The sequence below is a fragment of the Neomesorhizobium albiziae genome, assembly GCF_900114255.1.
GTDB lineage: Bacteria > Pseudomonadota > Alphaproteobacteria > Rhizobiales > Rhizobiaceae > Neomesorhizobium > Neomesorhizobium albiziae.
Genome location: NZ_FOSL01000004.1, coordinates 298,034 through 323,352 on the forward strand (window position 1 = coordinate 298,034; position 25,319 = coordinate 323,352).

At 62.0% G+C, this 25,319-nt stretch carries 35 protein-coding genes; 9 read left to right on the forward strand and 26 right to left on the reverse strand.

From position 1 onward, the window contains the following. Positions 1-2: 2 nt before the first annotated feature. Genes F3H98_RS09870 through F3H98_RS09885 form a run of 4 tightly spaced genes read right to left on the reverse strand, consistent with a single transcriptional unit; the run spans position 3 to position 2,035 of the window. Positions 3-593 carry a HupE/UreJ family protein gene (locus F3H98_RS09870; protein WP_149759968.1) on the reverse strand — a complete coding sequence of 197 codons (591 nt, stop codon included), beginning with the start codon at positions 591-593 and terminating at the stop codon, positions 3-5. Positions 594-619: 26 nt separating this feature from the next. Further along, the gene (locus F3H98_RS09875; protein WP_149759969.1) at positions 620-877 is read right to left on the reverse strand and encodes a DUF1272 domain-containing protein; all 258 of its coding nucleotides are present in this window, start codon (positions 875-877) and stop codon (positions 620-622) included. Positions 878-885: 8 nt separating this feature from the next. Next, the gene (locus tag F3H98_RS09880; protein ID WP_149759970.1) at positions 886-1,188 is read right to left on the reverse strand and encodes an urease subunit gamma; all 303 of its coding nucleotides are present in this window, start codon (positions 1,186-1,188) and stop codon (positions 886-888) included. A 16-nt stretch (positions 1,189-1,204) separates the two neighbouring features. Next, positions 1,205-2,035, reverse strand: coding sequence for an urease accessory protein UreD (locus F3H98_RS09885; RefSeq protein ID WP_149759971.1), 831 nt, complete (start codon positions 2,033-2,035; stop codon positions 1,205-1,207). 219 nt (positions 2,036-2,254) lie between these two features. Between F3H98_RS09885 and F3H98_RS09890 the strand changes: the two genes are divergently transcribed. The 3 genes from F3H98_RS09890 to F3H98_RS09900 all read left to right on the forward strand — a co-directional run bounded on the left by F3H98_RS09890 (position 2,255) and on the right by F3H98_RS09900 (position 4,566). Next, positions 2,255-2,509 carry an acyl carrier protein gene (locus F3H98_RS09890; RefSeq protein ID WP_149759972.1) on the forward strand — a complete coding sequence of 85 codons (255 nt, stop codon included), beginning with the start codon at positions 2,255-2,257 and terminating at the stop codon, positions 2,507-2,509. 1 nt (position 2,510) lies between these two features. Continuing rightward, the gene (locus F3H98_RS09895) at positions 2,511-3,722 is read left to right on the forward strand and encodes a beta-ketoacyl-[acyl-carrier-protein] synthase family protein (protein ID WP_149759973.1); all 1,212 of its coding nucleotides are present in this window, start codon (positions 2,511-2,513) and stop codon (positions 3,720-3,722) included. A 139-nt stretch (positions 3,723-3,861) separates the two neighbouring features. Further along, positions 3,862-4,566 carry a glutathione S-transferase N-terminal domain-containing protein gene (locus F3H98_RS09900; RefSeq protein ID WP_149759974.1) on the forward strand — a complete coding sequence of 235 codons (705 nt, stop codon included), beginning with the start codon at positions 3,862-3,864 and terminating at the stop codon, positions 4,564-4,566. A gap of 40 nt (positions 4,567-4,606) precedes the next feature. On the opposite strand, the gene polA is transcribed toward F3H98_RS09900, so the two are convergent. Then, a complete protein-coding gene (polA, locus tag F3H98_RS09905) occupies positions 4,607-7,564 on the reverse strand; it encodes a DNA polymerase I (protein ID WP_149759975.1) in 2,958 nt (985 codons plus the stop codon). A gap of 502 nt (positions 7,565-8,066) precedes the next feature. Here polA and F3H98_RS09910 point away from each other — a divergent pair. Then, a complete protein-coding gene (locus tag F3H98_RS09910; RefSeq protein WP_149759976.1) occupies positions 8,067-9,452 on the forward strand; it encodes a M20/M25/M40 family metallo-hydrolase in 1,386 nt (461 codons plus the stop codon). Positions 9,453-9,463: 11 nt separating this feature from the next. After that, entirely contained in the window at positions 9,464-10,093 is a 630-nt protein-coding gene (locus F3H98_RS09915; RefSeq protein WP_149759977.1) for a ribonuclease D, read from the forward strand. 69 nt (positions 10,094-10,162) lie between these two features. Here F3H98_RS09915 and F3H98_RS09920 read toward each other — a convergent pair whose 3' ends face one another. From F3H98_RS09920 to F3H98_RS09930, 3 genes are all read right to left on the reverse strand, one after another. After that, positions 10,163-10,507, reverse strand: coding sequence for a hypothetical protein (locus F3H98_RS09920; RefSeq protein WP_149759978.1), 345 nt, complete (start codon positions 10,505-10,507; stop codon positions 10,163-10,165). A gap of 155 nt (positions 10,508-10,662) precedes the next feature. Continuing rightward, on the reverse strand, positions 10,663-11,565 hold the full coding sequence (locus tag F3H98_RS09925) for an SDH family Clp fold serine proteinase (protein WP_210249671.1): 903 nt from the start codon (positions 11,563-11,565) through the stop codon (positions 10,663-10,665). Further along, a complete protein-coding gene (locus F3H98_RS09930) occupies positions 11,531-11,725 on the reverse strand; it encodes a hypothetical protein (protein ID WP_149759979.1) in 195 nt (64 codons plus the stop codon). Before F3H98_RS09930 ends, F3H98_RS09925 begins: the two co-directional genes overlap by 35 nt. Positions 11,726-11,897: 172 nt before the next feature. Here F3H98_RS09930 and F3H98_RS09935 point away from each other — a divergent pair, with 172 nt between their 5' ends. After that, positions 11,898-12,254, forward strand: coding sequence for a thermonuclease family protein (locus tag F3H98_RS09935; RefSeq protein ID WP_149759980.1), 357 nt, complete (start codon positions 11,898-11,900; stop codon positions 12,252-12,254). Between the two features lie 3 nt (positions 12,255-12,257). On the opposite strand, the gene F3H98_RS09940 is transcribed toward F3H98_RS09935, so the two are convergent. Continuing rightward, positions 12,258-12,521 carry a hypothetical protein gene (locus tag F3H98_RS09940; protein WP_188130380.1) on the reverse strand — a complete coding sequence of 88 codons (264 nt, stop codon included), beginning with the start codon at positions 12,519-12,521 and terminating at the stop codon, positions 12,258-12,260. Positions 12,522-12,624: 103 nt separating this feature from the next. Between F3H98_RS09940 and F3H98_RS09945 the strand changes: the two genes are divergently transcribed. The 3 genes from F3H98_RS09945 (at position 12,625) to ligD (ending at position 14,229) form a co-directional block, all read left to right on the forward strand. Next, a complete protein-coding gene (locus F3H98_RS09945; protein WP_149759981.1) occupies positions 12,625-12,852 on the forward strand; it encodes a hypothetical protein in 228 nt (75 codons plus the stop codon). Continuing rightward, complete coding sequence (locus F3H98_RS09950; RefSeq protein ID WP_149759982.1) at positions 12,849-13,076, forward strand: hypothetical protein; 228 nt, start codon at positions 12,849-12,851, stop codon at positions 13,074-13,076. The genes F3H98_RS09945 and F3H98_RS09950 overlap by 4 nt, the downstream gene beginning before the upstream one ends. 193 nt (positions 13,077-13,269) lie before the next feature. Beyond that, positions 13,270-14,229 carry a non-homologous end-joining DNA ligase gene (ligD, locus tag F3H98_RS09955; protein WP_149759983.1) on the forward strand — a complete coding sequence of 320 codons (960 nt, stop codon included), beginning with the start codon at positions 13,270-13,272 and terminating at the stop codon, positions 14,227-14,229. Positions 14,230-14,237: 8 nt separating this feature from the next. On the opposite strand, the gene F3H98_RS09960 is transcribed toward ligD, so the two are convergent. The 17 genes from F3H98_RS09960 to F3H98_RS10040 all read right to left on the reverse strand — a co-directional run bounded on the left by F3H98_RS09960 (position 14,238) and on the right by F3H98_RS10040 (position 25,314). Next, positions 14,238-14,735, reverse strand: coding sequence for a hypothetical protein (locus F3H98_RS09960; RefSeq protein ID WP_149759984.1), 498 nt, complete (start codon positions 14,733-14,735; stop codon positions 14,238-14,240). Positions 14,736-14,800: 65 nt separating this feature from the next. Next, positions 14,801-16,198 carry a metallophosphoesterase gene (locus tag F3H98_RS09965; protein WP_149759985.1) on the reverse strand — a complete coding sequence of 466 codons (1,398 nt, stop codon included), beginning with the start codon at positions 16,196-16,198 and terminating at the stop codon, positions 14,801-14,803. Then, positions 16,199-16,576, reverse strand: a complete 378-nt coding sequence (locus F3H98_RS09970; protein ID WP_149759986.1) for a hypothetical protein — start codon at positions 16,574-16,576, stop codon at positions 16,199-16,201. After that, positions 16,573-16,848 carry a hypothetical protein gene (locus F3H98_RS09975; RefSeq protein ID WP_342211605.1) on the reverse strand — a complete coding sequence of 92 codons (276 nt, stop codon included), beginning with the start codon at positions 16,846-16,848 and terminating at the stop codon, positions 16,573-16,575. The genes F3H98_RS09970 and F3H98_RS09975 overlap by 4 nt, the downstream gene beginning before the upstream one ends. Then, positions 16,811-17,212, reverse strand: a complete 402-nt coding sequence (locus F3H98_RS09980) for a hypothetical protein (protein ID WP_149759987.1) — start codon at positions 17,210-17,212, stop codon at positions 16,811-16,813. The genes F3H98_RS09975 and F3H98_RS09980 overlap by 38 nt, the downstream gene beginning before the upstream one ends. Then, the gene (locus tag F3H98_RS09985) at positions 17,209-17,694 is read right to left on the reverse strand and encodes a lysozyme (RefSeq protein WP_244621656.1); all 486 of its coding nucleotides are present in this window, start codon (positions 17,692-17,694) and stop codon (positions 17,209-17,211) included. Before F3H98_RS09985 ends, F3H98_RS09980 begins: the two co-directional genes overlap by 4 nt. Positions 17,695-17,729: 35 nt before the next feature. Next, positions 17,730-17,948 (reverse strand): DUF7940 domain-containing protein, encoded by a 219-nt coding sequence (locus F3H98_RS09990; protein WP_149759989.1) that lies wholly within the window; start codon positions 17,946-17,948, stop codon positions 17,730-17,732. Between the two features lie 56 nt (positions 17,949-18,004). Continuing rightward, on the reverse strand, positions 18,005-18,412 hold the full coding sequence (locus tag F3H98_RS09995; RefSeq protein ID WP_149759990.1) for a DUF4376 domain-containing protein: 408 nt from the start codon (positions 18,410-18,412) through the stop codon (positions 18,005-18,007). Beyond that, complete coding sequence (locus F3H98_RS10000) at positions 18,409-18,699, reverse strand: hypothetical protein (RefSeq protein WP_149759991.1); 291 nt, start codon at positions 18,697-18,699, stop codon at positions 18,409-18,411. Before F3H98_RS10000 ends, F3H98_RS09995 begins: the two co-directional genes overlap by 4 nt. 1 nt (position 18,700) lies before the next feature. Next, positions 18,701-19,852, reverse strand: a complete 1,152-nt coding sequence (locus tag F3H98_RS31050) for a hypothetical protein (protein ID WP_188130381.1) — start codon at positions 19,850-19,852, stop codon at positions 18,701-18,703. A gap of 15 nt (positions 19,853-19,867) precedes the next feature. Next, positions 19,868-20,788, reverse strand: coding sequence for a hypothetical protein (locus tag F3H98_RS10010; protein ID WP_149759992.1), 921 nt, complete (start codon positions 20,786-20,788; stop codon positions 19,868-19,870). Positions 20,789-20,804: 16 nt separating this feature from the next. Then, on the reverse strand, positions 20,805-21,521 hold the full coding sequence (locus tag F3H98_RS10015) for a putative phage tail protein (RefSeq protein WP_149759993.1): 717 nt from the start codon (positions 21,519-21,521) through the stop codon (positions 20,805-20,807). Beyond that, positions 21,518-22,465 (reverse strand): baseplate J/gp47 family protein, encoded by a 948-nt coding sequence (locus F3H98_RS10020; protein WP_188130382.1) that lies wholly within the window; start codon positions 22,463-22,465, stop codon positions 21,518-21,520. Before F3H98_RS10020 ends, F3H98_RS10015 begins: the two co-directional genes overlap by 4 nt. A 103-nt stretch (positions 22,466-22,568) precedes the next feature. Beyond that, on the reverse strand, positions 22,569-23,114 hold the full coding sequence (locus F3H98_RS10025) for a phage GP46 family protein (RefSeq protein ID WP_149759995.1): 546 nt from the start codon (positions 23,112-23,114) through the stop codon (positions 22,569-22,571). A gap of 8 nt (positions 23,115-23,122) precedes the next feature. Then, positions 23,123-23,545, reverse strand: a complete 423-nt coding sequence (locus tag F3H98_RS10030) for a phage baseplate assembly protein domain-containing protein (protein ID WP_149759996.1) — start codon at positions 23,543-23,545, stop codon at positions 23,123-23,125. 9 nt (positions 23,546-23,554) lie between these two features. Next, positions 23,555-24,652, reverse strand: a complete 1,098-nt coding sequence (locus F3H98_RS10035; RefSeq protein WP_149759997.1) for a phage baseplate assembly protein — start codon at positions 24,650-24,652, stop codon at positions 23,555-23,557. After that, positions 24,649-25,314: a hypothetical protein gene (locus F3H98_RS10040; RefSeq protein WP_149759998.1), complete on the reverse strand. Its 666-nt coding sequence runs from the start codon at positions 25,312-25,314 to the stop codon at positions 24,649-24,651. Before F3H98_RS10040 ends, F3H98_RS10035 begins: the two co-directional genes overlap by 4 nt. Positions 25,315-25,319: the final 5 nt, after the last annotated feature.

The window sequence follows — 25,319 nt, forward strand, 5'->3', positions numbered from 1 at the left end:
CCTCAAGCGCCGAGCGCCAGCCAGACGCCGCCGAGCGCCGTCACGCCGCCGGCAACGCGCGTGATCAGCCGTCCCGCGTCGCCGCCGAACCCACGGCCGAATCCGAGACCGATTCCGACGCCCGCCGCATGAAGCAGCGCTGTCGCGACAACGAAGCCGACGCCGAAGGCAAGGGAGCCTGCCGCGCCGAGTTCGCCGCCATGCGCGTGGCCATGGAAAAGGGCGAAGAAGCCCACCATTGCCATGCCAGCGGAGGCGGGAACCCGCAAGGCGGCGGCTGCAAGCAGGCCGATCACTACGACCGAAGCCAGGATCACCGGCTCGACGAAAGGCAGTGGTATTCCCACCAGCGCGGCAACGAATCCAACTGCCATGGTGGCGACAAAGGCCGACGGCACGAGCCACAGGGCACGGCCGCCCAGAAGCGCCGACCAGAGGCCGACGGCAACCATGGCTAGGATGTGGTCGACGCCGAACAGCGGGTGCGAGAGGCCGGCGGCAAAGGAGCCGTGTTCGGCCGGATCGAGATGGGCGAAGGCCGGTGCAACACTCGCGCCCAGCAACACGATGGTTGTCGCCAGTTTTTTGATCATGGTCGTCGTACTCCCGAGTTCGTCTTTCAGGCTGCCTTGCCGGCGGGCGTGCAGCCTTCGGCCTTGAGCACGCGTTTGGTGGATGCCGGATATTTCGCCAGCAGGCGCGCCGGCCGTATCGGCCGGCGCGTGAAGTCGCCGCCGCAATTGGGGCACGTTCCGCCCAGCACATTCTCGGCGCAGTCGCTGCAGAAGGTGCATTCGAAGGTGCAGATCATCGCATCCGGCGTCGCCGGCGGCAGGTCCTTGTCGCAGCATTCGCAATTCGGCCTGAGTTCCAGCATTTTCTACCTCACCTGATCGGTTGGTGGACCGTCACCAGCTTGGTGCCGTCCAGAAAAGTTGCCTCGACCTGCACATCATGGATCATCTCGGCGATGCCTTCCATGACCTGATCGCGCGACACGACATGGGCTCCTGCTTCCATCAGTTCAGCCACCGAACGTCCGTCGCGGGCGCCCTCCACGACAAAGTCTGTGATCAGCGCTATGGCCTCGGGATGGTTGAGTTTGACGCCACGTTCCAGTCTTTTGCGGGCGACGATCGCCGCCATGGCGACCAGCAGCTTGTCTTTTTCGCGCAGCGTCAGGTTCATGCGTGTCCGGGTGTCTCTAAAGTGACCATATTTTGGGCAGGCCTGCCTGCCCGTTGAGCAATTCGATCAGCGGCACAAGCCGCTTGCGCAGCGTATAGCTGTCCGTGGCAAAAAGCCTCGCAAGAAGCTTGCCAGATTGTCCGACGCTCCAGGCGCTCACCCCGCCCTCGTCACCGACGATGGCGCGCGCCGCCTCGAGACGTTCCGGTGCGTCGTCGCAAATTAGAAGCACCGTCGCCACGGCGATGTCCCCGCCGGTCACGGCCGCGCGAGACAAGGTTCCGGCCACATCGGGTCCGATTGCGAAATCCTCCGCGTGGATCAGCCGCCCGTTGCGCCGGATCCGCCAGCGGTCGCGGAACATCGCATGGCCGACGGCCTCGCCCATTGCCCGGCGGCCGAACACGGTGGCTTCCACGATCAGAGCCTCGGCGCCGTCTCCGAGATCGGCGTCGAGGTGGCGGGAAAACGCGGCCCGTTCGAAGACGATTGTCTCCTGCGGCAGCCAGGCGAGTCGCCCGCCCGCTCCCACCGACAGGCCACAGGACACTTCCGCGCGGCCGTCGCCGGCGCGATAGACCTTCTCGCAGGCCTGCGTGGTGATTGTCGCGGCTGCCATTGTCCCGACATCGACCGACCAGTGCAGGCGATCGCCGCCGGTCAGGCCGCCCGCCGTATTGATGAGCACCGCCTCCAGAGGGCCATCGTCGACGCGCGGCAGGCGGATCTTGGCCGCACCTTCCTGGTAAAGCCGGGAAAGCCTTGGACGGCCGTGGAGATGAGATATCGAAAGCTCGGCCCGTGCCGAAACCCGTTGCGGTTCAAGATTTGCAAGGTGATTTGTCATGAAATAGTCGGCGGCGGCGCTCCTTTCGCCACGTTAAGGCTTCCATTGGCTTTGTCGAGATATCGCTTGTTGCTTCGCGAGGTTTCAGTTTCTATAGAGTTTCGGCGTTCTTTGCCGTGGCTGGCCGGGTAGTTTCGCGCTGGCAGCGAGTGTTCCGGGGGAAACAAGCGGATCGAACAACCGCAAAATTGGGGAAACGCCTTGCAGGAAGCCAACGCGATGACGGACAAACTCGCTACCGAAATCATCGAGAAGATCAAGGCGCATGCCGATCCGGATGGTGAAGAGATCACGCTGAACACCGAATTGACCGCGCTTGGCATCCATTCGCTGGAGCTTACCGAGATCGTTTTCGACCTTGAGGAGGCCTATGGCATCGAGATCGAGATGAATACAGTCGAGGCCTGGAACAATCTGAAAGATGTCGGCGATATCGTCAAAGCGGTTCGCAATCTGATCGAAAAACAAGCCTGACATGACATCGCCGCGCATCGTCATCACCGGCATGGGCGGGCTCTGCGCGCTTGGCACCGATGTTCCGGCGATTTGGGACGCGATGCGGTCGGGCCGCTCCGGCATCGGCGAAATCACCACCACGCCACTCTATGACCTGAAGGTGCGGATCGGGGCCGAGATCAAGGAATTGCCCGACCACGGCTTAGACCGCCGGCGTCTGGTGACGATGGACCGCTTCAGCCTGCTTGCCGTCATCGCGGCCGGCGAAGCAATGAGGCAGGCAGGCATCACCATCGACGCCGTCAGCGCATCACGCGCCGGCGCTGTCGTCGGCACCGGCATCTATGGCGGTAAGACTGCCGAGGACAATTACCGCGCCGTTCTCGTCGAAGGCCGCCCGCGCGCCGATGTCTTCACCGTGCCGCGCATCATGCCTGGGGCGCCCGCCGGCCAGGTGTCCATGCAGTACGGTTTGCGGGGGCCGGTTTTCGGCGTCACCTCGGCCTGCTCGTCTTCCAATCATGCCCTGGCGTCGGCGGCGGACCAGCTGCGGCTCGGCCGCGCCGACATCATGATCGCCGGTGGCACGGATGCGCCGCTGGTTTTCGGGGTCCTGAAGGGATGGGAAGCGTTGCGGGCGCTGGCCCGTGAGACATGCCGGCCGTTTTCCGCCGACCGCGACGGTCTGGTAATTGGCGAGGGCGCGGGCATGGCGGTGCTCGAGACGTTCGAGCATGCGACCGCACGCGGCGCCACGATTCTTGCCGAACTCGCCGGTGCGGGCCTTTCCGGTGACGCGACCGACATCGTCGCGCCCACGGTCGAGGGGCCTACCGCGGCGATGCTTGCCTGCCTTGCCGATGCCGGGCTGGCGCCGGAGGAGGTCGACTATATCAACGCCCATGGAACCGGCACCACGGCGAACGACCAGATCGAGACAACCGCCATCCGCCGCGTGTTTGGAAAACACGCAGACAGCCTGTCCGTCTCCTCCACCAAGTCGATGCACGCCCATTGCATGGGCGCGTCGGGTGCGCTCGAAATGATCGCCTGCGTCATGGCGATCCGCGACGGCATCGTGCCGCCGACGGCGAACTACCGGCAGCCGGACCCGGGATGCGACCTCGACGTTACGCCCAATGTGGCGAAGGTCCGGCCGGTTCGCGCCGCGATCAGCAACGGCTTTGCCTTTGGCGGCACCAACTCGACAGTCGCCTTCAAGGCGGTCTGAAACGGCTCTCGCGCCGCCGCGATTCCCGGCCTTGATTTTCCCCCGCATCGGCATTGATCAACCGGAAACGGGTTCCTAAATGCAACCAACCTTCCAGTGACTTCCGACTTCCCCATCCCGCATCGCCTCAGGAGCCCTCATGGCCGATCTCTCCGCGTTTCCCATCACCCGGCGCTGGCCGGCCAAGCATCCCGACCGCCTGCAGCTCTACTCCCTGCCGACCCCCAATGGCGTCAAGGTCTCGATCGCGTTGGAGGAACTAGGCCTTCCCTACGAGCCGCATCTGGTCGACATAGGCAAAAATGAAAGCTGGACGCCGGAATTCCTGTCGCTCAATCCGAACGGCAAGATCCCGGCAATCATCGACCCCGACGGCCCGGGCGGCAAGCCGATCGGCCTGTTCGAATCGGGCGCCATCCTCGTCTACCTGGCCGAAAAGACCGGCAAGCTGATGTCTGCCGACCCAGCTCTTCGCTATGAAACGCTGCAATGGGTGTTCTTCCAGATGGCGTCGATCGGCCCGATGTTCGGCCAGCTCGGCTTCTTCCACAAATTCGCCGGCAAGGAATACGAGGACAAGCGCCCGCTGGCGCGCTACCGCGATGAATCGAAACGGCTTTTCGGCGTTTTGGAAGGTCGCCTGGCCGATCGTGAATGGATCATGGGCGACGACTACACGATAGCCGACATCGCGACATTCGGCTGGGTCCGCAACATGGGCGGCTTCTACGGAGCCGGCGAAATACTCGAGCTCGACAAGTTCACCGCCACGCAGGCATGGCTGGACCGTGGCCTTGCACGGCCAGCCGTACAGCGCGGCCTCAACATTCCACCGCGCCCGTAATTTGCAAGGTCGCGGACCCCACCAGGCGTCCGCGACTTTGTCAGTGCGCTTCGTCCCAATTGTCGGCGGCGCGCGCATCGACATGCAACGGCACGACCATGCTGACGGCCGGCATGGCGGCATTCTCCATGACCTTCTTGACCACCGGCAGCGTCGCCTCGACTTCCTCCTCGGAAGTCTCGAAGATCAATTCGTCGTGCACCTGAAGCAGCATGCGCGCTGAAAGGCGGGCCTCCCTCAGCGCATCTTCCATGCGCACCATAGCGCGGCGGATGATGTCGGCCGCCGAACCCTGGATCGGCGCGTTGATCGAGGCGCGTTCGTTGAAAGCGCGCACCGAGGGATTTGACGAGCGGATCTCGGGATAATGGATGCGCCGCCCGAAGATGGTTTCGACATAACCCTTGTCGCGCGCCATCTGCTTGCTGCTGTCCATGTAGTCCTTGATGCCGGGAAAACGCTCGAAATACTTCTTGATGTAGGCGCCTGCCTCCTCGCGCGGGATGGAGAGCTGGTTGGCGAGGCCGAAAGCCGAGATGCCGTAGACGATGCCGAAATTGATCGCCTTGGCGCGCCGGCGCACATCGGAAGGCATGCCAGCGACCGGTACACCGAACATTTCCGACGCGGTCATCGCGTGGATGTCGACGCCGTCGGCAAACGCCTGCCGCAACTGGGGAATGTCGGCGATATGGGCGAGCACCCTGAGCTCGATCTGGCTGTAGTCGGCCGACACCAGCTTGTTGCCCTTGTCGGCGATGAAGGCCGTGCGGATGCGGCGGCCCTCTGAGGTGCGGATCGGAATGTTCTGCAGATTGGGTTCCGACGACGAGATGCGCCCCGTGGGCGTGGAGGCGAGCGCGTAGGATGTATGCAGGCGCTTGGTCTCGGGGTGGATGTATTCCGGCAGCGCGTCGGTATAGGTCGATTTCAGCTTGGTGAGCTGGCGCCAGTCGACGATACGTCGCGGCAGTTCGTAGCCTTCGGCGGCAAGCTCCTCGAGCAGTTGCGCGGTGGTCGACCACTGCCCCGATTTGGTCTTGGAGCCGCCCGGCAGTCCCATCTTGCCGAACATGATGTCGCCGAGCTGCTTTGGCGAGCCGATTGTGAAGCGTTCGCCTGCGGCGGTGTAGACGTCCTCCTCCAGCGCCCCGGCGCGCTGTGCGAACTCGCCCGACAGGCGTGAAAGCATCTGGCGGTCGACCGAGATGCCGCGTTCCTCCATGCGCGCCAGCACCGGCACCAGCGGTCGTTCGAGGCGCTCATAGACCGAAACCAGCCCGTCCGCGGTAAGCCGCGGCTTCAGGATCTGCCACAGGCGGATGGCGATGTCGGCGCCCTCGGTGGCATAAGTCGTCGCCCGCTCGATATCGACGAGGTCGAAGGTGATGAGGTTCTTGCCGGAGCCGATCACCTCCTTGAACGGGATCATCTCGTGGCCCAGCCAGCGCTCGGCGAGCGCCGTTATGTCGTGCGAGCCGGTGCCGGCCCCGAGCACGTAGGAGATCAGCATCGTGTCGTCGAACGGAGCGACGTCGATGCCGAGGCGATGCATCATCAGCCAGTCATACTTGAGGTTGTGACCGATCTTCAGCACCGATCGGTCGGCGAGCAGCGGTTTCAGCGCCGAAAGGGCGTCGTTCAGCGCGATCTGGTTATCGGTGCGGCCGCCGCCGAGAAGGTCGGCCGCACTGGCGCGATGCCCAACCGGAATATAGGCCGCCCGGCCCGGCCCGACAGCCAGTGCAAAGCCGACCGGCTCGGCCCGCATCGGGTCGAGCGAAGTGGTTTCGGTGCGAAATGCCACGATGCCCGTCGCGCGCGCCTCCGCCACCCACTGCTCCAGTGTGGCCAGGTCGCGGATGCAGGCGTATCCGGTGCGCTCGATCGTGGCCCCGACGACAGCCTGGGCACGCGCCGTGGCCAGCATTGCCGGCGTCTGCGGCGTGTCTGTCACGGCCGGGCCTGCGCCGGTCGTTGCCGGCCCGGCATTGCCGGGTTGTGGAGCAGCAGCCCGGACTTGCGGCTGGCCGGCTCCGACATCCGGGCCATGGGCCTCGGCGCCGCTTTCGACGGCGATCTTGGCCGATTCGATTGCCGCGATGTCGGTACCGGTGGCTTCGGCAACGCGGCGGGTCAGCGTGGAAAATTCCATCGCCTTCAGAAAGGCGATCAGCTTCTGGCCGTCCGGCGATTGCAGCACGAGATCGCCGAGCGGGTCGGCGACGGTGACATCGTCCTTCAGCCGGACCAGTTCACGTGAAATTCGTGCGTTTTCGGCATTCGAGATGATCGTTTCTCGGCGCTTGTCCTGTTTGATCTCGCCGGCCCGTGCCAGAAGCGTGTCGAGGTCGCCGAACGTTTCGAGCAATTGCGCGGCCGTTTTCGGGCCGATGCCGGGCACGCCCGGCACGTTGTCGATCGAGTCGCCGGTCAGCGCCTGAAGGTCGATCATCTTCTCGGGCGGTACGCCCCATTTCTCGATGACTTCCGCAATACCGATCTGGCGGTCCTTCATCGGGTCGTACATCGAAACGTTCGGCCCGACGAGTTGCATCAGGTCCTTGTCGGAGGAAATGATGGTGACGTCGCCGCCGGCTTCCCGGGCAAGCCGCGCATAGGTGGCGATCAGGTCGTCGGCCTCGTAGCCTTCCATCTCCAGGCAGGGCAGGTCGAAGGCGCGCGTCGCCTCGCGGATCAGCCCGAATTGCGGGATCAGATCTTCGGGCGGCGCCGAGCGGTTGGCCTTGTACTCGGCATAGAGTTCGTTGCGGAAGGTTTTCGACGAATAGTCGAAAATGACGGCGAAATGCGTCGGCACCACGCCCACCGCGGTGTTCCTGGCGTCCTGCAACAGCTTCCATACCATGTTGCAGAAACCCAGCACCGCACTGACCGGAAGCCCGTCCGATTTGCGGTTGAGGGGCGGCAGCGCGTGATAGGCGCGGAAGATGTAGCCGGAGCCGTCGACAAGGAAGAGATGATCGCCATTTTTCATGGGCGTAAGCCCTAACGCGCAGGCGCCGGACTGTCTATTGCTATCGCCCGAACCGGCCTCCATTGCTGCCAGCAACTACCACTTCAGGTGCATCACGGCTTTGTTACAAAGATGTAATTTTCGTGCCCTTGAATCGCCTCTTTTGAATTTCCAAATAGGGGCTATCGGCAATTATCGCCGAGTCCGGACCAAGGCCCGTCCCCCGCCTATCCCGGACAACTGCGGCAGCCTCATCCCCCTCTCCGGGCTGCCGCAACGTTTGAGTAAGGCCGCCGTGGTTCCCCCTCCACCACGGCGGCACTTTTTTACCTGCTTCCCGCTCTGGTCCAACGCCGCCGGCTTCCCGTTTCCGCAGTGCCGCACTACAGCGCCGCGCGCCCGAAGGGACGCGCAAAAGGACGCTGTAGCACTTTAAACCTGCGCATGATCCCTTCCGAAAACCGATTCCGGTTTTCGGGGTCATGCGTTACGGTGGCGCCCGCAGATTCGAAAGGAAGCCGTTATGTCCGCACTCCCCCCGGTTCTCGATCGCCTCGACCGCGACCTCGACAAGAGCCTCGAGCGCTTGTTCAAGCTGCTGCGGATCAAGTCGATCTCGACCGATCCGGCCTATGCCGAGGAGTGCCGCAAGGCGGCCGAATGGCTGGTCGCCGACCTGAAGACCATCGGTTTCGAAGCCAGCGTTCGCGACACGCCCGGCCACCCGATGGTCGTCGCCCATCACGACGGCCCGACGCCGGGCGCTAGGCATGTGCTCTTTTACGGCCACTACGATGTTCAACCGGTCGACCCGCTGGAGCTGTGGGAAGACGATCCGTTCGATCCGGCTGTCAAGGAGCGTGAAGGCATGAAGGTCATCACCGGCCGCGGCTCGTCCGACGACAAGGGCCAGCTGATGCTTTTCGTCGAGGCCTGCCGGGCCTGGAAGGCCGAACATGGCTCGCTGCCCTGCCGCATCACGCTGCTTTTCGAAGGCGAGGAGGAATCCGGCTCGCCGTCGCTCAAGCCTTTCCTCGACGCCAACAAGGATGAGCTCAAGGCCGAGTTTGCGCTGGTCTGCGACACCGACATGTGGAATCCCGAAACGCCGTCCATCTGTACGTCGCTGCGCGGGCTGGTGGGCGAGGAGGTCACGATCAAGGCGGCAAACCGCGACCTGCATTCCGGCATGTATGGCGGTCCCGCCGCCAATCCGGTGCGCATCCTGGCGAAGATACTGGCCGCAATCCACGATGACGAGGCCCGGGTGACAATTCCCGGCTTCTACGATGGCGTCGAGGAGACGCCGTCGCAGGTGCTTCAGGCATGGGAAAAACTTGGCGAAACGGCCGAAAGCTTCCTTGGCCCCATCGGCCTGTCGCAGCCGGCCGGCGAGAAGGGCCGCTCGGTGCTGGAAATGGTCTGGGCGCGGCCGACCGCCGAGTTCAACGGCATCTATGGCGGCTATACCGGCAAGGGCTTCAAGACGGTGATCGCGGCGGAAGCGTCGGCCAAAGTGTCGTTTCGCCTCGTCCACAAGCAGAATCCGGAAAAGATCCGCGCCGCCTTCCGCGAATTCGTGGAGAAGCGCATCCCGGCCGACTGTTCGGTCGAGTTCCATCCGCATGGCGGCTCGCCGGCAATCCAGCTTTCATACGACTCGCCTTTCCTGGCGAAGGCCAAGGACGCCCTGACCGACGAATGGGGCAGTCCGGCGGTGATGCTGGGCGGCGGTGGCTCGATTCCCGTCGTTGGCGACTTCCGCACCTATCTTGGCATGGAATCGCTGCTGGTCGGTTTTGCACTCTCCGACGACCGCATTCATTCGCCCAACGAGAAATATGATCTCCGGTCTTTCCATAAGGGCCAGCGCTCGTGGGCGCGCATTCTCGCCGCGCTGGCGAATTGAAAGGCTGAGCGATGAGCAACGGCGTCACCATCCGCTTCCACAAAAACGATCTGCCCAATCTCGATCATTACAATGTCGCGTCGGTTGCCATCGACACCGAGACGCTCGGGCTCAACCCGCATCGCGACCGGCTTTGCGTCGTGCAGCTGTCGCCCGGTGATGGCAGCGCCGATGTCATCCAGATCGCGCCGGGGCAGCGCGAGGCCCCCAATCTCGTGGCCTTGCTGAAAAACCCTGCGATCACCAAGCTGTTCCATTTCGGCCGCTTCGACATCGCCGTGCTCTATCACGCACTGGGAGCTTTGGCAGAGCCGGTGTTCTGCACCAAGATCGCCTCGCGGCTCACCCGCACCTACACCGACCGCCACGGTCTGAAGGATATCTGCTCCGAGCTTCTCGGCGTCGCTCTGTCCAAGCAGCAGCAGTCTTCCGACTGGGCGGCGGAGGTTCTGTCACCGGAGCAGCTGGACTATGCGGCCTCCGACGTCCTCTATTTGCACAGGCTGCGCGACGCCCTGTCGTCAAGGCTGGCGCGGGAAGGCCGCGTGGAGATCGCCGACGCCTGCTTCCGCTTCCTGCCGACGCGCTCCAAGCTGGACCTGCTCGGCTGGCCGGAAGACGACATTTTCGCTCACAGCTGACGGACGACTGGACTTAAAGCATGGCGTTATCTCAAAACCGCTGCACACTTTTGCGCGACATACCCAGGGTTACGGCACGCGCAACGCCACGGCCGTGATTTTCAGGCTGGTGCTGCACAGAAGGACGTTGCCCTCTTCGTAGCGGACATCGGTCAGAGCGTTGGCGCCCATCGTGGCGGCCTGCTGCTTTGCCGTGTCGAGCGCAACGTCCCAGCCCGGGCGGCTGTCCCAGAACCGGTTGAGGCAGGTCGTGGTGGTGAGCGGCCCGAGTTCGGCAGCACCTGCGGGCCTTTCCTCCAGCACCGCCACAACAGGTACGGCTGTTTTGGCGGTGTTGATACGCAGCGGTGCAATCTGCGCGCAGGCAGAGCCCGACAGCGCGGCCAGCAACACCGCAAGGGTTCCAATTCGCATTGGTCGAGGCCTGTTTCGAACGAGATGTGTCGATCACTATGCCTTTCAACCCGTTGCTGGACAATTGAAGCTGTCGCGCGCCTGCTTCCCGGGCTTAATGCCTCCTTAGCAATAAGTACTTGAAATCGTTGGGACGCGTTACCGGATAGGCTGCTTTAAGCGTTGATAGCCCACTTCAACCCGCTCGCGTTTTGCAAAATCTTAATGACGGGTTTTTGAGCGAACGTTGCAACGAAAGAGTGATGCACGCTCAAAACGTCCTCTTGGATGTCTTGATCGTCCTCAAACGCTTTCACATTCAGGCCGATGGCCTTGCAGTTGTCGATCAGGAAATGGTGTGAGTGCTCAGTCGTACCTTGGTAGTCCATGAGCTTGTCGACAATGGCTTTCGCTTGCGCCCTCGGGTTCTCATGACCCTTCACCATGTTTGCTTCTAGCCAGCTGGCGACCATCTGTCGCGTACCCTCGACCGCCCGCTCACAATCAAGAATGAAGGCGGGTGGATATTTCGAGAAGACCTGTTGCCACAAAAGTTGTTTGAGGGGCTCGGCCTTGATCTCAACGATTGCACGATCAACCTCAGCGAGGACTCCCATTGCGGGATGCCCTCTGATCTGCGGGTCGGTCGGCCCGAGGCACGAGTGCTTGCCCATCAAGATTTCTCGCCCCGCGCACGCAATCATCGTTCCTGCGGACATCGCTAGATGAGGAACAATGACCCGTATGTCGGGGCCGAACATCTTGTAAAGGTATTCAACGATTGCTCGGGTGGCTTCGGTTCCGCCGCCTGGCGTATGAAGAATGAGATCGAGGCCTCGCCTACGGTCAACGTTGTGCACTACGGCCATAAAACCGTTCATGTCTAAGTCGGTCAAAGCCGACTCGGGATGAACACGGCCGTCCGGCAAACGCCTCTGAAGAAAGCCAGAATAGTAGGCCAACACAGTGCGACCTACTCTTGCCTCTAATTTCTGTAGATATTTGTCCCTGACCTGATCGCAGGCTTCAGGAGAGTTGATGGCGTCAATTTCGGAATTTATTTCGTTCCAAGTCGGCATCTGAAAGCACCGTGTCCGAGCGCACGGTTATGGGAGTGAACTCGCCGTAACCCGAAAAGGATGCGCCACCAAAATCCAAGGCAGAAGCAACGCTGCCATGCTCGGAAACAAAATGCAGATCGATGCCCGCTTCCTTCAAAGCGGCTTCGCGACGTGTCATGCTCCCCTCCATTGACGCGTTATTGTGATTGATTCGCTTTTGCATAGCACTCTCCGAATCAATAATCAAAATATCTCTTGACACCTATTAAGAAACGCTTGAGGCGCGAGTCGCGTTCCGCCATATATCTTTGAATTGCAGCGGGGCGTTCGGGCAGGGGCATAGAAAACACATGATTTTGATCGCTGGGGCGGTCGCCCTGCACGCCTTCACTGCCGTTGACGGGGACACAGTAACGATCGCGGGGGAGCGTATTCGGATCGCTAACATAGACACCCCGGAAATTCACCACGCGCAATGCGACGCCGAAAAGCGGCTTGGCCTAGTCGCCAAGAGAAGATTGGAATCATTGCTCGGCCAAGGCGAAATCGCCATCACCCGCGGTGATCCTTATACGGGCCGCGTGAAGGATCGCCACGGGCGGACCCTCGCGGTCATTAGTGTAGCCGGCCGCGATGTCGGCCGTATTCTGATTGACGAAGGCTTAGCGCGCGAATGGACCGGTCGCCGTGCGCCATGGTGCCAATAGACGTTATCCGCCCTTGGCCTTGCTATAGGGGTTTTCCGGCGCCCTGGCCGAGTGATCCGGAACACAGGTGAGATCGACATTTTTCCCGCCGCAGGCGTCGCATCTGAGCCGGGGGAGGATGTCATCGCGCATGGCCGGGGCATCGGGGCCGAAACGGTCCCTCAGTTCTTCAAGAGGCAGCACCCGGACGTTGCGGCAGGCATCGTCCAAGCAAAATGCCGTTACCTTCATCCTCTCGTCGATCAGCGATTGAAACGTCCAGCCCATGGGCCGAGATATAGATCAAATCGATAGCCCCGCAATCACCCCCAGAGACCCCTCCCTTGGATGTTGTGCTGGAACTATTACGATGCGCTAATGTTGTGGAGCCATGAGAAGCGACAACGTCATCCCACTTCACAAAGATATTCGAGCGGAAATCAAACGGGAGATGGCCCGCGCGGTCGCGAGATTCGGGAAACACCACATCGAGGTCATGGCAATTTCCTCTAGCTGGGGCGACACCATGGACGACAATGAGGTGCTTGCGGCCCTACGAAGGCTCAACAAGGCCGGATCGATTTTCGAACACATCACCCACCGGGCAGATGACGAATGACGTTCACCTCGCCGAGAAACCCGGATCACTACCCTGACCGTGATATCGACTGCCAAGTCTCGATCGACGAGGCCTTTCGGGAGTTGTGGGAGAATATCGCGGCTGCGGGCTGGGGACCGGAGGAGATCGCCAGCGCCCTGTACGAGCTGACGGATAACCATCTCACTGCTCTTCGTGAGAACGACGTAGTGACCCGCCGGCTTACCGCTCAAGGTGAAAACTGATGCCAGGCCCCAAAATCGATCGAGGGGACAAGATTACGATCGAGGTCGAGGTGCTATCGGCTTGGGCCGATGGAACTGTCACCTTCTCGCTTTTCGGTCATCCCGGCATGACGACCATACCCGGTGACTCCCCTCAGATAGTTGGCATTAAAAAGGGCAAACCGTCGACGCCGTCGCGCAAACGGACCGACGCATGAAATGGGCGCGCAGCGCGGCGAGCGCCCGTGACAAGCCCCGGATCCCCGCCGGCGTTGTCCCACCAATGCATCCCACCCTTGTCGACAAGGTGCCTGTAGGTCCGAACTGGATCCACGAGATCAAATGGGACGGCTACCGGGTCGGGGCGTACCTTCAGGACGGCAACGTTCGGGTTCTCACCCGTAACCTACATGACTGGACGAAGGAGTTCCCAACCATCGTCCAGGCGATGGCTCAGCTGAAGGCCACCAATGCCATGATCGACGGCGAGGCTTTTGTCGCCGACGTGGGCGGCATGTCGCACTTCAATCTGCTGCAGCGCGCGCTCGGCCGCGGCGGCGACCGAAGCCGGATCATGTTCGCCGTATTCGACCTGACAATGCTGAACGGCGAGGATCTTCGCGATCGGCCGCTTACTGAGCGGCGCGCAAAACTCTTTGACCTTCTGGGTAATCCGCAACCGGAGGGTATCGTCTTCAGCGAAACGATCGAGGGCAATCCCGGTGACCTGTTGCAGCAGGCCTGCGCGTTTGGTTTGGAAGGTGTCGTCTCGAAGCGGCTGGACAGCCCATACCGCTCTGGCAGGCGGGAGGAATGGGTAAAGGCTAAATGCATCAAAAGCGACGAGTTCATCGTCATCGGGTATGAGCCTGGCGGCAGCTATGGAGGGCTAGGAAGCTTGCTGCTGGCAACGGGCCAAGACGGCAAGCTGGCCTATGTAGGCGGTGTCGGGACCGGCTTCAACTCCCGAAGCGCCCCTCCCCTGAAGGCCAAGCTCGATACGATCCAGACCGGCTCGTCACCAATCCCCAGGCTCAGGAACAAGAACGCCGTCTGGACGCGGCCAGAGATCGTTGTCGAGGTCGAGTTTCGCGGCTGGACCGAGGATGGCCAGCTTCGGCATCCCTCATTCAAGCGGGTCCGCGACGACCGGTCGGCGGGTGAGCTTTTCTAGTTTGCAATTCAGCGCCCACCGACCATCATATGCGCGATACGGTCAATTTGACACCGGAGCTTGTCGAGGTTTCCGTCATTGACGATGGTCGCGTCGACGTCAATCTCGGCTTGCGCTGCGTCGCTTCGAATGCCGGTTGGGCCGCTGTGACCTGGCCGAACGATGCGCACGAGCATGCCACCCACCGCGCGGATCGCCGGGGCTTCATAAACGACAGACTCGACGACGAGCGGCCGCCCCGAATGCTTCCGCCAAGCGAGGTCGAATTCTTTGCCGAGCGTCCAATCCGCACCCATGGAAACGCCCATGAAGTGACCGAACTTTTCGAGGAAGGATCGCGGGAACGCGGCGCCGGGAAGGTATGGCGACGGCTTGTCGCGCAGGTCGCCGTACACCATTCGGCACGCTTCATCCTCTGTCGCGCCGACGTGCATGAAATACGCCATCGCCGCGACCTTGCCGCCCTCAAAGGGATGCGCCCGCACAAAGCCGTAGGCGCCGACCAAGTGATCGGCGGCCGTCGACTTGCCGACGTGTCGCCGGCCGGTCAGTCCAATAACCGGAGGATGGCTCATGCGACTGCCCCGGTGACCCCGGCCATGTCGAGCGCCGGCGGCACGTACAGGCTGCCCTCATCAGGCGAGCCGAGAAACAATTCCTGATAGGTGATGACGCCGAGCTTTTCCTCGACGATCAGCAGATTTTGCGAGGCCGGCGCCGGGTCTGCCTTTAATGACCGCATGGCGTAGGGGTTATATCCGACGATCGAACCATTCGCGAAACCGAACGGAATCTTGCTCGACGTATGGTCGTGCCCCTGTAGCACGAAATGAAAACCTCGGCCACGGCGGGCATAGGAAACATGCGTTCGGTACATGCCCCGGACCTGCTTGTAGACCGCGCCGTAAAGCCCGCCCGTGCCGCCGGCGCCCTCGTGCCCATGTTGCAGAAGGAATTTCCAGCCGTAGACGTTGAATAGGGCCTCGCCTGACCCGGTGTAGTAGAAACTAACGCCAGGATCGCCGGCGAGCATCTTTTCAATGCCCCACGAAACCAGGATGTCGAGATTGTCGATCCCGCCCTCGGCGGCGTGCGGCTTCGGCGTCAACCGGCTATGGTTACCGCCCGAGGTGTAGACACGGATCGGAACCTTGACCGTCGATCGCAGAAAGGCGAGGCCGCCGGCCGTTTGTTCGGACACGACCTTGACCGAAGTCACGACGGGCGCGGCGCCGCCTCGGCGGCTTTCTTCACGCAGGTTTCCGTCGATCATATCGCCGCCAAGGCAGACGATGATTTCGTCGACGGGATCGCCCTTCCAATGGTCGGTCAGGAGCGACGCCGTTTTCTGGAAAAGCCTTTCCAGACGCGCGCGGCAAATGTCGAGATTGTAGGAGTTCAACCCGTCCATTTCGTAAAGGTCGACCGCCTCGCCGCAATGCACGTCCGAAATGTGAAGAATCGCCGAGCGGCGGCCGCCACGCTTGCCGCCAGAAATCGGCGCAATCACGGCCGGCGCCTCGATCGCGCGTGCCAAGTCGAACACGGTGGCACGAAGATCCTCGGCGGCAATGATGCGATCGAGCAACCCCTTGCGCTCGGTCTTGAGGTCGGCGACCTCGCGTTCGAGTCGACGCTCGCGCAAGCGCTCGTCGATCGTCGGCGGCGTGACCGGCGCGGCCGCGTTGGTAGTTTTTGCCTTGGACCAGGCCACAGCTGCGTCGCGCCATAGAGTATCGAGGCCGGCGCGCCGGATGCCGCGCAGGCGCACGTCGGCCTTGTTCTTTGTCAGGCCGGCGGCCTTTTCAGCGATGCGCAGCGCCGTCGTTTGACCGGCGCCCGGATTGGTGCCCGGCGGGGCATAGCCCGCAACGATCGCGTCGCGGATGCGTTCGGCAAAGGCCTTTAGCTCGCCTTTAGGAAGCGCGACGCCGCGGTTAACTGCAGGATTGGTTCGCTTCATTTTCATTCAGTTCGATCCCCCGCGACGGCGCGGCGCTGTCTGGCCGCGGTCGAAATAGTTGTCGAAACGGTCGCCGAGACGATCGATCGCCTTCACAAGCGTCGTCTCGACTTCCTTGATGGCTTCGTTGGTTGCGTATTCCCGCGCGACGATCAGCTTGTATTCGGCAAGCTCGTGCGCGCCCCTGGCGCGAATTTCCTCGGCGCGCTTTTGCAGGGCGGCATAGCTAGCGGCGAGAGCGTCGTGCTTCTCTTTCTGGTCGGCCTGCGCCGCCTTCATCGATACGACGTCACCGCGCAGGAGAAACCAGGCCGACAAGGCCCCGACGATTAGCGCGCCGATCGTCAGAAGATTGCCGAGCGTTACTGTAGGATCGATCGTCACGGGCGCGCCTCAAGATGGTCGACAAGGTCGTCATGATAGTCCGCGCAGCGGGTCAGACGTTCGTTTGCGCGGTCGAGCGCCGCGCGCTCACGTTTCAAAATCGAACGTATCTCGAAGCCTTCGACCAAGGCCGCATGAGGTTCGCGGGCGCGGCAGTCGTCGGGAAGTTCGCCCAGAACAATCCCGGCGGCCGCGTCGCCCTGGCGCGAGGCGGCGGCTTCGATGCGCGCGAGATCAAGGCTTGAGCAGCCACTCAATATCAGCGCGATCAAGCCGCCATTCGCGGCCATCCTCGGCAAGCTTCTTTTCATTTTTGACGATCCCCGATTCCATTCTTTCAACTTGCCGCGAGGCGGCCGCTTGGCTGTGAGCGAGTATTAGAGCGAAGCGATCGCGGGCGGCCCGGACGTCGGCGAGTTGCCGTCGGGTCGCTGCAAGCTCGGCCTCGGCGGCCACTTTTTCGGAGCGCTGCACGAAGCCGCCCCGTGCTGCCGCCGCGACTGCGGGGTCGTCGACGAAACGATCCCATGCGGCACCGCAAGCGGTGGCAGCAGCCAGGCCGCCCGCGAAGGCAAGGGGCGCCGCAAAACGCGACAGCAGCGGCGCGGCGACCGCCAGGACAGCACCGCCGATCATTTGAGACCCGCGAGGCAAAGCTCAAGCTCGCCGATGCGCGAGGCATCGCCGTACTCGCGGCGGAGCTTCAGCCCGCGAACGACCTTTCCGCCGGCGCGATTAAACCGCGTGACCGCATGGCAAGCGGCGCGATGGTCGTCGGCTTTCGCCAGCCGTGCGGCCGTCGAATTGCAGATGGCCCCGACGCCGACGTTGTAGCCGGCCGACACGAGCGACGCCTGAAGGCTCAACGGCAGTTCCTTAAAGTTCGGAATGCAGACTGTGAGCGGCCGATAAAAGTCTTGCTCGACCCGGCGCAAGAGCATTGCGTCGCACTCGGCGTTGGTCTTGACCATGCCGGGTTTCACGCCCTTCGTCTCGCCGTCGCAAATCGTCCAGACGCCGACGATATCGCGATAGGCGTGAAGCTCGCGCCCTTCCCACGGCTTGATCAGAACACCGAGGCTCAGAGTGACAGCGGAAGTGATGCCGGCCAGCGCCACGACGGCCCTGCGGCTTTTTGCGGTTGTCATGTTCGCTAGTCCTTCTGCGTCAAATTTTGCGCGACCAGTCGGGCGACGAAGGCAGCGGCGGTCACGGCGAGAGAAATGGCGGCGAAAGTGCCGCGCGGGATATCGATCACGCCGTCGAGGATCGGCAGGGCGACTTCGGCGCCGGAGAGGGCACCGGCAGCGATGATCAAGCGGATGCTCCACGCACGACGAAGCACCCGGCGCCAGTTGGCGACGAGCTTCATTTAGGTAACCCCTGCGGAAAGTTTGTGACTAACGCAGCGCAGCGGCTGCGCGCCGCTTACGGCCAGTATTGGTCGTCGGCGAAATTGACCGGGATCGCCGACATCGCCTGTAAGACAAATGAGGCGGCAAAGATCGGCTGCCGAAATGCACCAGCAGCCAGCAGCACTTGTTGCCAATCATCTGCGGTGACATTCACCGGCCCGGTATCTGTAACGACTGGAATTGTGGTCGAGGTATCTCCGGTCGCGAGCAATGCACCGGAGAGCTTTGTCACCTCATCCCATCCCATGAGATCGGACTCGGTCGTCCCTATCCGATGTGTCCCTCGACCGTCGCCGAAATCGTAGTTGAAGCCCGCGGCCAAACGCCGTGAGCGCTCTGCAATCACTGCCGCGGTCATCTGGTCGCGTGTCACAGCGGCCTTTTGTTCAGCGGTGATCAGCTTGGAAAAATCAACGGTCATTGAGGCAACTCCACGGTGCCGTCCGGCGGGCTGATGATATCGCTCGGGAATGCTACAGTCGGCGAAGGATCGGGGCCGTGCGGCAAAACGAGGGTGACGTGCAACACGCCGGCGATCCGCTCGACATCGCCGGCAAACCATTCACTGTCGATTGCGTCTTGTGGAAGCGTGGCACCGTCGGGCACCGGCGTGAAATCGAAAACGACGCCATCAATCACAAGGCAATCGCCCGATTTTTCTACGGTCAGCGTGCCGTCTCGACGAACAGGCGAAAGCGAGATGCGCATTCTAGAACCACCTTCCAACTGCGAGGGCCGATACGGTCAAAGTCTCGTTGCTGTTGGCAATGGCCGAGCCATTCCAACCGGTCAAAGACGCAGGCCCTATTCGCGCGAAGCCGCTCGTCGGACCAGTGGTAAAGCCAGAAACCCCATGCGCGATTTTGATGTCGGAAACAGTTCCCGCGAAGGCTGCCGCAAAGTTCCCCGATGCACCGGCATACACGCCGCCGGTGATAGTGAAGACCGGCGTAAACCAACAAAGCTGCGTGCCGTCGGCAAACCGCGTATACCAGCCGTTTGCGTTTACCCCCTTTTCGACAAGCGCACCGGTCGGAACTCCCGCAGCCTGTGAGGCCGTCCCAATAATATTGCCCCGCCGAAACGCCTTGTCAGCGGCGAGAGTGGCTGAGACACGGGCGTCGGGGATCGTCCCGGTCGTCAAGTTGGCGGCATCGTCGGCGCCAAGGTTAGACCTCGCCGTCGCCTTGTTCGGGAGGTCATTGAGGTTTTGGTCTTTCTGCAATTTGGTAGCGATCAATGCCGTGATCGTCGCTGCAAAGTTCGCATCATCCCCGAGTGCGCTTGCCAACTCATCAAGAGTATCGAGCGCGCCTGGCGCGGCCGCGATCAGCGCGTCGATCGCCGCCTTGACAAAGGCCGTTGTCGCGATCTGTAGCGTGTTCGTCCCCGGCGCAGCCGTCGGCGCAGTCGGAACGCCGGTGAGGGCAGGGCCCGCAAGCGCCGCGGCGCCAAGCGCGGCCAGCAGCGCGGCGTTGCTCGCCGCCGCGATGCCCGTGCCGCCATTTGCAAGCCCAATGACGCCATTGTTGTCTGGATCGTAAGTTGCTTTGTCCAGTAGCCCATAGGCAGGGATGTCGTGGCCGGTCAACGTGGCTATGATGGCCCGCGCGATGAAGTCGCGCAGCAGCATCGGCGATGAGTACAGAACGTCATCGACGTTTACGCCTGGTAGCGTTGCCAATCCGCGGAACTGAGCAATCAGATGGTTCCATTGCCGATCGGTAATGCGAGTCGTGTCCTCGTACCGCTGACCACTTCGCGCCCAGGACATGCCCTCCTGATGCACCGTCTCGTAGCCGACGGGCGCGGTCAACGTGCGCGGCTCTGCCGGGTCGAGGATGCCGAAAAAATCGTCCATCGAAAAGACCCTCGTTTAAAGTTGCGCCTGTAGCGTCATGCTTCCGAAAAATGTGACGCCGAACAGCGCCCGATCGTAATCGGTTTGAATAGTGGCATTCACGCCGTAGCGAGTGACGGTTTTTGCGAGCAATTTGTTGGCCCAACCTTGAATGAGCGGCACGGTCGCCTGACCAACAAAGCCGGTGACGGTTGCGAGGGGCGATCGAGCCCAATTGAGGGTGAACGACTCTGAGTACTGCCCGCCGTCGTTTCCCGTTCCCGTACCGACCATGATCGGCGTGCCGTTTTTGGTCTCGTCGTGAAGCATGCGGTTCCGATTGAACAGCGCCGTGACAGAAGGGGTGTTACCGGCGTCGGTGACGACGCGCGCAATCAGCATGTCGTCGTAGGTGGAGTCGAACGACCAATGGGTCTCAGGCAGGACGCCCGGATTGTAGGCGAGATCGGCCAGGTCTTTCAGTTCCAGCACCGGGGATCCGGCATTGAAGCGCCAACGATAGTGGTAGGTCTTATTGGCAACCGTGCTTTTCGTTCGCGCTGCGAGGTTGAAGTCATTGGTATTCTGCAACGTGCCGCCACGGTGAATGAACTGCTGCGCAGCTGCCAAAACGACCGATCCGACCGAAGACGACAGCGACATTACGCCGCCATTGGAAATAATTTCGGGGAACACCGGATTGTACCCGAATGAATTCGGGTCGCCGCCGATGCCCGCGGCGATAAGCTGGATCGCCTGCAACAGTTGCGTTAGATCGCTGTCGCTAGGCACCAATCCTGCCGCCTGGATGACGGCCAGGATTTCCCGCATCGGGTGCTCGATTGCCTTCCCCGGCGGGACCGCGCCCTTTTGCCCGGCTTGAGGATTACCGTCAAAGTAGGACGGTTCCGGGTTTTCGATCGACGGCGTCGAGTTAAACGGCGGCAGGTACTTCATGGGTCACACCCTCGGGTTAGGAATAGTTGAAGATCGGCCGCGTCCATGCCGGCGCGAGCCGTCGGAACAGGCATTCCAGCGCGGTCGCTTCGTCAAAATCCGAGAGTGGATCGACCCCGCATTCAGAAATGCCACATTCGAAATAGTCGACCGCCACGCCTTCGACGTTGACGATCCAAAAATATTCAATATGGCCGCCCATCTCGTCGGACCCGCCACAGTCGGACACGCCACATGTGAAGGAACTCGGCTCATCGATCGAAATCGTGTAGCCGGCCGATGCCGCCAGGTTGACAAAATCGGCGAGCGTAATTGTCCCGGTCGACCTGATTTTCAGGAGAAGGGCGCGAAGCCTTTGCGCACGCGTCTGCTCGCCGGCAAGGCAAGGGTCGGGAAGGCCGTATTCACTCTCCCAATCGTCAAGACTGTCGACAAGCGTCGAGGCCGTGGAGTCGAGGCCAATCGTATAGATTCGCCGGTAGAGGGTGACGAAATCACCGGACAGCGCGCGCAAGAATGCGCCCAACCGGGAATTTTGTTCGAACGCGGCGCCGTCGGGAGAGCGCCAAGCGCCGCCCGTCGGCAACAGCCCATACATTGAAGATGCGACATCGTCGATCGCGGGATCGCTCAACGCATCCGCTGTGTTGGGATACGGCCCCGAGAAACCTGCAGGCTTGAGCGCCAGGAGGGCGGTGCGCGGCTCACCCGGAAATAAAGGCGGTCGGGTCATAGGTAGGTCACCGTCCCAAGCACGGGATATTGACCGCCGGTAAAGACCACGTCGGCGGCGGGCGACACGAGGACATGACGATCCTCACCGATTGCCGACGAAATTGCTTCCGAAATCCACGACCTCGACAAAACAAACGCCTCGATCGCGACCCCAGGGCGGGACCGCTCAAAAAGCATGGCCCGCAACGAGGTCTCAATTCGATTGCGCACCTCAACGCTGTCGATCCCGAGGCCGGAAATTGTGATCGCAAGCGGTGCCGAGATCGGCGCCGACACAGCAAGCCCGGCTCTAATGAGGCGGCGGGCGGCTATCGCGTCGAATACCGCGTCGACGTCGCCGGCGGTCGGAATGAAGTCGGGCCGACCGGTAAAGAGGAACCACACCCCAACTGTGCCGGGACCGTTCGCAAATGGCCATGCCCACGCTTTGACAACGCCGGGAATAGCGAGCGCGAATTGCTCATAATCTGAATAGGCGCCACCTTGAGGAGGGCGACGTTTGCGATCGAGGACGCGCGCGCGCAGCGCTTCATCACTCTCGACGTCCGCCCCACCGCCAAGGCCAACTGAGCCGACTGTCGCTTGTGCGCCGATGGTCGGATAGAGCGCCTGGTCGACGAGGGACAGCGGCTCGTCTGGCGCGCGGTTGGTTGCCACCCCAGTTGCTTCGGCGTGCACGAGCAACGTCAATTGGCCGTTGCCCTGCGCCCTGGCCTCACCGGACGTGCGATAGGTGAAGCCGCCCGAGATAAAGGTGATGCCGGCCGGATAGATCGCGCCAGCGGTTCCGGTCGTCAAGATGAACCCGGTTGCGGAAGCCGCCGGCTTTCGCGCAAGACCAATCTCATAGGCCTGCCGTTCAAGGTGGCGTCGATCCGCCGTCGAGGCAAAGATCTGCCGATAGATGTACTCGGCGCGTAATTCGACCAGCTGGATCGCCATTGCCACGACTTTGGAGAACACCGAAAGCGTGTTCGGCCAGACGAGAGCGTCGGTGCCGGGCAGTTCGCGCCTCAAGTCGCCGCGAATTGCCTTGGAAATCGCGTCAAGTGTTCGGGGAAGAAACCCGGATGCCATTCAATTCGCTCCAAAGGATCGAGAAATTCGGCGCAACAATCACCGCCCCTGCGCGGTCTGTCAGAGTGACGGTGAGGTCGAGGCGGTTTCGGGTCGGGTCGGCAGTAGCGGTAGCCGTGACATTGGCGACGGCGCCTTGACCAACTAGAACCTCACAAGCCTCAATCGCATAGGCTTCAGCCAACCGCGGGACCACATTGGCGTCGACCGTGCGGCGCGCGAGTAACCACAGCTTGGAGCCGATCGCCGCCTCGCCCGTTACCGCTTCGAGGTCGAAGCTGTCACCCGGCCAGCCGCGGTTTTGATCGCCGTCGCGCAGTTCATCGGGCAACGCACGCGCATCCGTCATCAGGCAGATGAGCACTGCCGTTTCCAGCATGGCGCAAGCACGCAGGCCGCCGCGATTGTCGATCTCGCCAGCGTCGGCGACGGCAAGATCGCCCATCACGCCATCCCAAACAAGATCGGGCGACAGCGACGGAAGCCGGTCAGAAAATTGAGGAATGATGCGCATTGCCGGCTCTAGTGAGAGTGATGATTTGTATTGCCGCCGTCGTCGATAATCGTTCCGGTTGCATGAATGTCGCCATTAACTTCAACGTTGCCGTTGATGGTCAAATTCATATTGAAGGTCCATCCATCGCTGGACAGCACAACCTTGTTGCCGGTGTTGTCATACATGGCCGCCTCGCCGACGCCGATTTCTGGCACCCGCCCCGGATCGGCTGCGGCCATCACCATGCCTTGCTCACGGCGGCCACCTGGCGCGATCAGATAGCCGACCGAACCGGCGTGCGGCCGCGAGTGGAAGCCGTGAGGCTCATGCCAAACCAAATCCTCGAACCGCTCGCCCGCCATGCCTGTGCCGGTAACGAGCAGTTGGCCGTTTTCGTAACGTGTGCTTTCAATCCGCACGCGGACCAACTGACTGGTAAACGCGCTCATCCATCTTTCCTATGTCGTTGGCGCCGAGAGCGACGTTTCGACGTCGGGTGTTGCCCAGGCCGCCGCACTCGCTTCGCCCGCCCCGGCGGCCGGCGCCTCGCCGCCAAGAGCGCGCGGATCGCAAAGTGTAAGCTCGGCGCGGGTGCCAGGGCCGCCGGACGGGATTGCCTGCGTAAGGCGCACGCTTTTGATCGCCATATCCTGGTTGATGTAAATTCGGGGATCCGCAACCGAGATCAGATAGTGCGGCCGAAAGATCATCCCGCCGGCGTCACGCCACCCCGACACGGTGATTGAGGCCTCGCGCGAAAATCCGGCCGCGCGTTTGATTTCCCGCTCGGCGCGCTCTTTTAGCTTCTGAGCCGTCGTCTCACTCTCATGCACGATGATACGAGGGCGGCGGCGGCGCACGCTGGAATCCTTAGAGCGACCTTCCGGCTGCAGAGCGGCGCTATCACTGCCTCGCGACGACTGGCCGCGGACGATGACCTCGTCGTGACGGCCGCGCTCAGTGAGCTTGGCTGAGGCCGCGATGATGTTGCCGCCGGTGCCGATGGTGAGGGCGCCGGCGTGCCGGCCGCGCGGCCTGACGGCAATCTGCGCCTTGCCATTTTCGTCATCGTAAATGAAAGCCCGATGCGACCGCGCGAGTGGTTCCATGTGATAAAACCACGACCGGCCGGGATTAATGAAACTGGCCGGCTCTATCGGAAAGGCCTGGTCTGCCTCGACGCCAACACCGGCGGTGTCGAATTCCTTGGCGATAGCGTCGAGGCTCTTTTTCTTTACAAACCCGGTCGGGTGATCGACGGAAGCCTCGACGAGGTCAACCGTGCGGGACACGACGGAAATCGAAACCGAATGGCTGCTTTCGTCATGTGACGGCGCCACGTCGCGCACGTACCCCGTAATGACAAGATCACCGCTTGCCTCGACGGTGCATTCCTTGCCCGGCTCAACGGGGAACGCTCCGCCGAGGTCCGAAATTGTCAGGCTTGCCGTCCGCGCCGCCTGCTCGACCGAATAGTCGATCGAAATTTCCGACCATCCAGAAAAGGCCAGGCCGCCGATTGTGACGGTCAATGTCTCAAGCGGATCGCGGGTCATCGGCTTAGCGCCTCGAAAACAACCGGAAGAAAGGCCGCGGCCGCAGCGCGGTTGCGCGCTACGATCTCGCCGGCGCGATTGGCATCACCGTAAAGGTCGTGAGCAGCACGGATCGCCGAGAGGGACACGCCCGTCTCGACCATAACAAGCGGCGCGCGGTTTGCCGCGATGCGAGATAGTTCAAGCGCCGCCTGGCCCGTAAGTCGCGACAGCCATTCGAGCGCGTCGACGCCCAACATACCCGCCGCCTCGATTGCAGGCGTGGCAATCCGCGCAAGCTCGGCACGCGCGGTTGATGCATCTTGCTCGGCGGCATAAGTGCCCCTGGCGCTGGCGACCGCCATCGCCGCAGTCAAGCACACGATGTCGCTCGCACGCATCCTGTCGCCTGCAGGATCACCCAAACGGGCATCGACTTCGAAAGAGAGCAAGGGGCGAAGCAAGTCGGCATCGCCGTGCAAGGCAACCGAACGCCATGCCGACAGCAAGGCGGCGACAAAATCGGCTGGATCATCGGCAAAATTGGCAGCCTTCACAGAGAGCGCCGCAACCGCTTGCGAGGCGCCCCGCGGGGCGTCCTGCGCAAGCACGATGGCGGCGACCGATTGCGCGCGTGTCGCCGCAGCCATTGCCGCGGCTGCTTCGCTGTTTGTGACCGGCATTTTAG

Coding starts and splice junctions, on each gene's coding strand:
- F3H98_RS09995 (WP_149759990.1), bottom strand. CDS start 18,412: ATGACCGTTGATTTTTCCAAGCTGATCACCGCTGAACAAAAGGCCGCT.
- F3H98_RS10025 (WP_149759995.1), bottom strand. CDS start 23,114: ATGCGCATCATTCCTCAATTTTCTGACCGGCTTCCGTCGCTGTCGCCC.
- F3H98_RS09945 (WP_149759981.1), top strand. CDS start 12,625: ATGAGAAGCGACAACGTCATCCCACTTCACAAAGATATTCGAGCGGAA.
- F3H98_RS09910 (WP_149759976.1), top strand. CDS start 8,067: ATGTCCGCACTCCCCCCGGTTCTCGATCGCCTCGACCGCGACCTCGAC.
- F3H98_RS09900 (WP_149759974.1), top strand. CDS start 3,862: ATGGCCGATCTCTCCGCGTTTCCCATCACCCGGCGCTGGCCGGCCAAG.
- F3H98_RS09890 (WP_149759972.1), top strand. CDS start 2,255: ATGACGGACAAACTCGCTACCGAAATCATCGAGAAGATCAAGGCGCAT.
- F3H98_RS10040 (WP_149759998.1), bottom strand. CDS start 25,314: ATGCCGGTCACAAACAGCGAAGCAGCCGCGGCAATGGCTGCGGCGACA.
- F3H98_RS09920 (WP_149759978.1), bottom strand. CDS start 10,507: ATGCGAATTGGAACCCTTGCGGTGTTGCTGGCCGCGCTGTCGGGCTCT.
- F3H98_RS09895 (WP_149759973.1), top strand. CDS start 2,511: ATGACATCGCCGCGCATCGTCATCACCGGCATGGGCGGGCTCTGCGCG.
- F3H98_RS09950 (WP_149759982.1), top strand. CDS start 12,849: ATGACGTTCACCTCGCCGAGAAACCCGGATCACTACCCTGACCGTGAT.
- F3H98_RS09980 (WP_149759987.1), bottom strand. CDS start 17,212: ATGATCGGCGGTGCTGTCCTGGCGGTCGCCGCGCCGCTGCTGTCGCGT.
- F3H98_RS10010 (WP_149759992.1), bottom strand. CDS start 20,788: ATGAAGTACCTGCCGCCGTTTAACTCGACGCCGTCGATCGAAAACCCG.
- F3H98_RS09925 (WP_210249671.1), bottom strand. CDS start 11,565: ATGCCGACTTGGAACGAAATAAATTCCGAAATTGACGCCATCAACTCT.
- F3H98_RS09885 (WP_149759971.1), bottom strand. CDS start 2,035: ATGACAAATCACCTTGCAAATCTTGAACCGCAACGGGTTTCGGCACGG.
- F3H98_RS09965 (WP_149759985.1), bottom strand. CDS start 16,198: ATGAAAATGAAGCGAACCAATCCTGCAGTTAACCGCGGCGTCGCGCTT.
- F3H98_RS10020 (WP_188130382.1), bottom strand. CDS start 22,465: ATGGCGATCCAGCTGGTCGAATTACGCGCCGAGTACATCTATCGGCAG.
- polA (WP_149759975.1), bottom strand. CDS start 7,564: ATGAAAAATGGCGATCATCTCTTCCTTGTCGACGGCTCCGGCTACATC.
- F3H98_RS10000 (WP_149759991.1), bottom strand. CDS start 18,699: ATGCGCATCTCGCTTTCGCCTGTTCGTCGAGACGGCACGCTGACCGTA.
- F3H98_RS09870 (WP_149759968.1), bottom strand. CDS start 593: ATGATCAAAAAACTGGCGACAACCATCGTGTTGCTGGGCGCGAGTGTT.
- ligD (WP_149759983.1), top strand. CDS start 13,270: ATGAAATGGGCGCGCAGCGCGGCGAGCGCCCGTGACAAGCCCCGGATC.
- F3H98_RS09930 (WP_149759979.1), bottom strand. CDS start 11,725: ATGACACGTCGCGAAGCCGCTTTGAAGGAAGCGGGCATCGATCTGCAT.
- F3H98_RS09875 (WP_149759969.1), bottom strand. CDS start 877: ATGCTGGAACTCAGGCCGAATTGCGAATGCTGCGACAAGGACCTGCCG.
- F3H98_RS31050 (WP_188130381.1), bottom strand. CDS start 19,852: ATGGACGATTTTTTCGGCATCCTCGACCCGGCAGAGCCGCGCACGTTG.
- F3H98_RS09915 (WP_149759977.1), top strand. CDS start 9,464: ATGAGCAACGGCGTCACCATCCGCTTCCACAAAAACGATCTGCCCAAT.
- F3H98_RS09880 (WP_149759970.1), bottom strand. CDS start 1,188: ATGAACCTGACGCTGCGCGAAAAAGACAAGCTGCTGGTCGCCATGGCG.
- F3H98_RS09935 (WP_149759980.1), top strand. CDS start 11,898: ATGATTTTGATCGCTGGGGCGGTCGCCCTGCACGCCTTCACTGCCGTT.
- F3H98_RS09990 (WP_149759989.1), bottom strand. CDS start 17,948: ATGAAGCTCGTCGCCAACTGGCGCCGGGTGCTTCGTCGTGCGTGGAGC.
- F3H98_RS10035 (WP_149759997.1), bottom strand. CDS start 24,652: ATGACCCGCGATCCGCTTGAGACATTGACCGTCACAATCGGCGGCCTG.
- F3H98_RS10015 (WP_149759993.1), bottom strand. CDS start 21,521: ATGACCCGACCGCCTTTATTTCCGGGTGAGCCGCGCACCGCCCTCCTG.
- F3H98_RS10030 (WP_149759996.1), bottom strand. CDS start 23,545: ATGAGCGCGTTTACCAGTCAGTTGGTCCGCGTGCGGATTGAAAGCACA.
- F3H98_RS09940 (WP_188130380.1), bottom strand. CDS start 12,521: ATGGGCTGGACGTTTCAATCGCTGATCGACGAGAGGATGAAGGTAACG.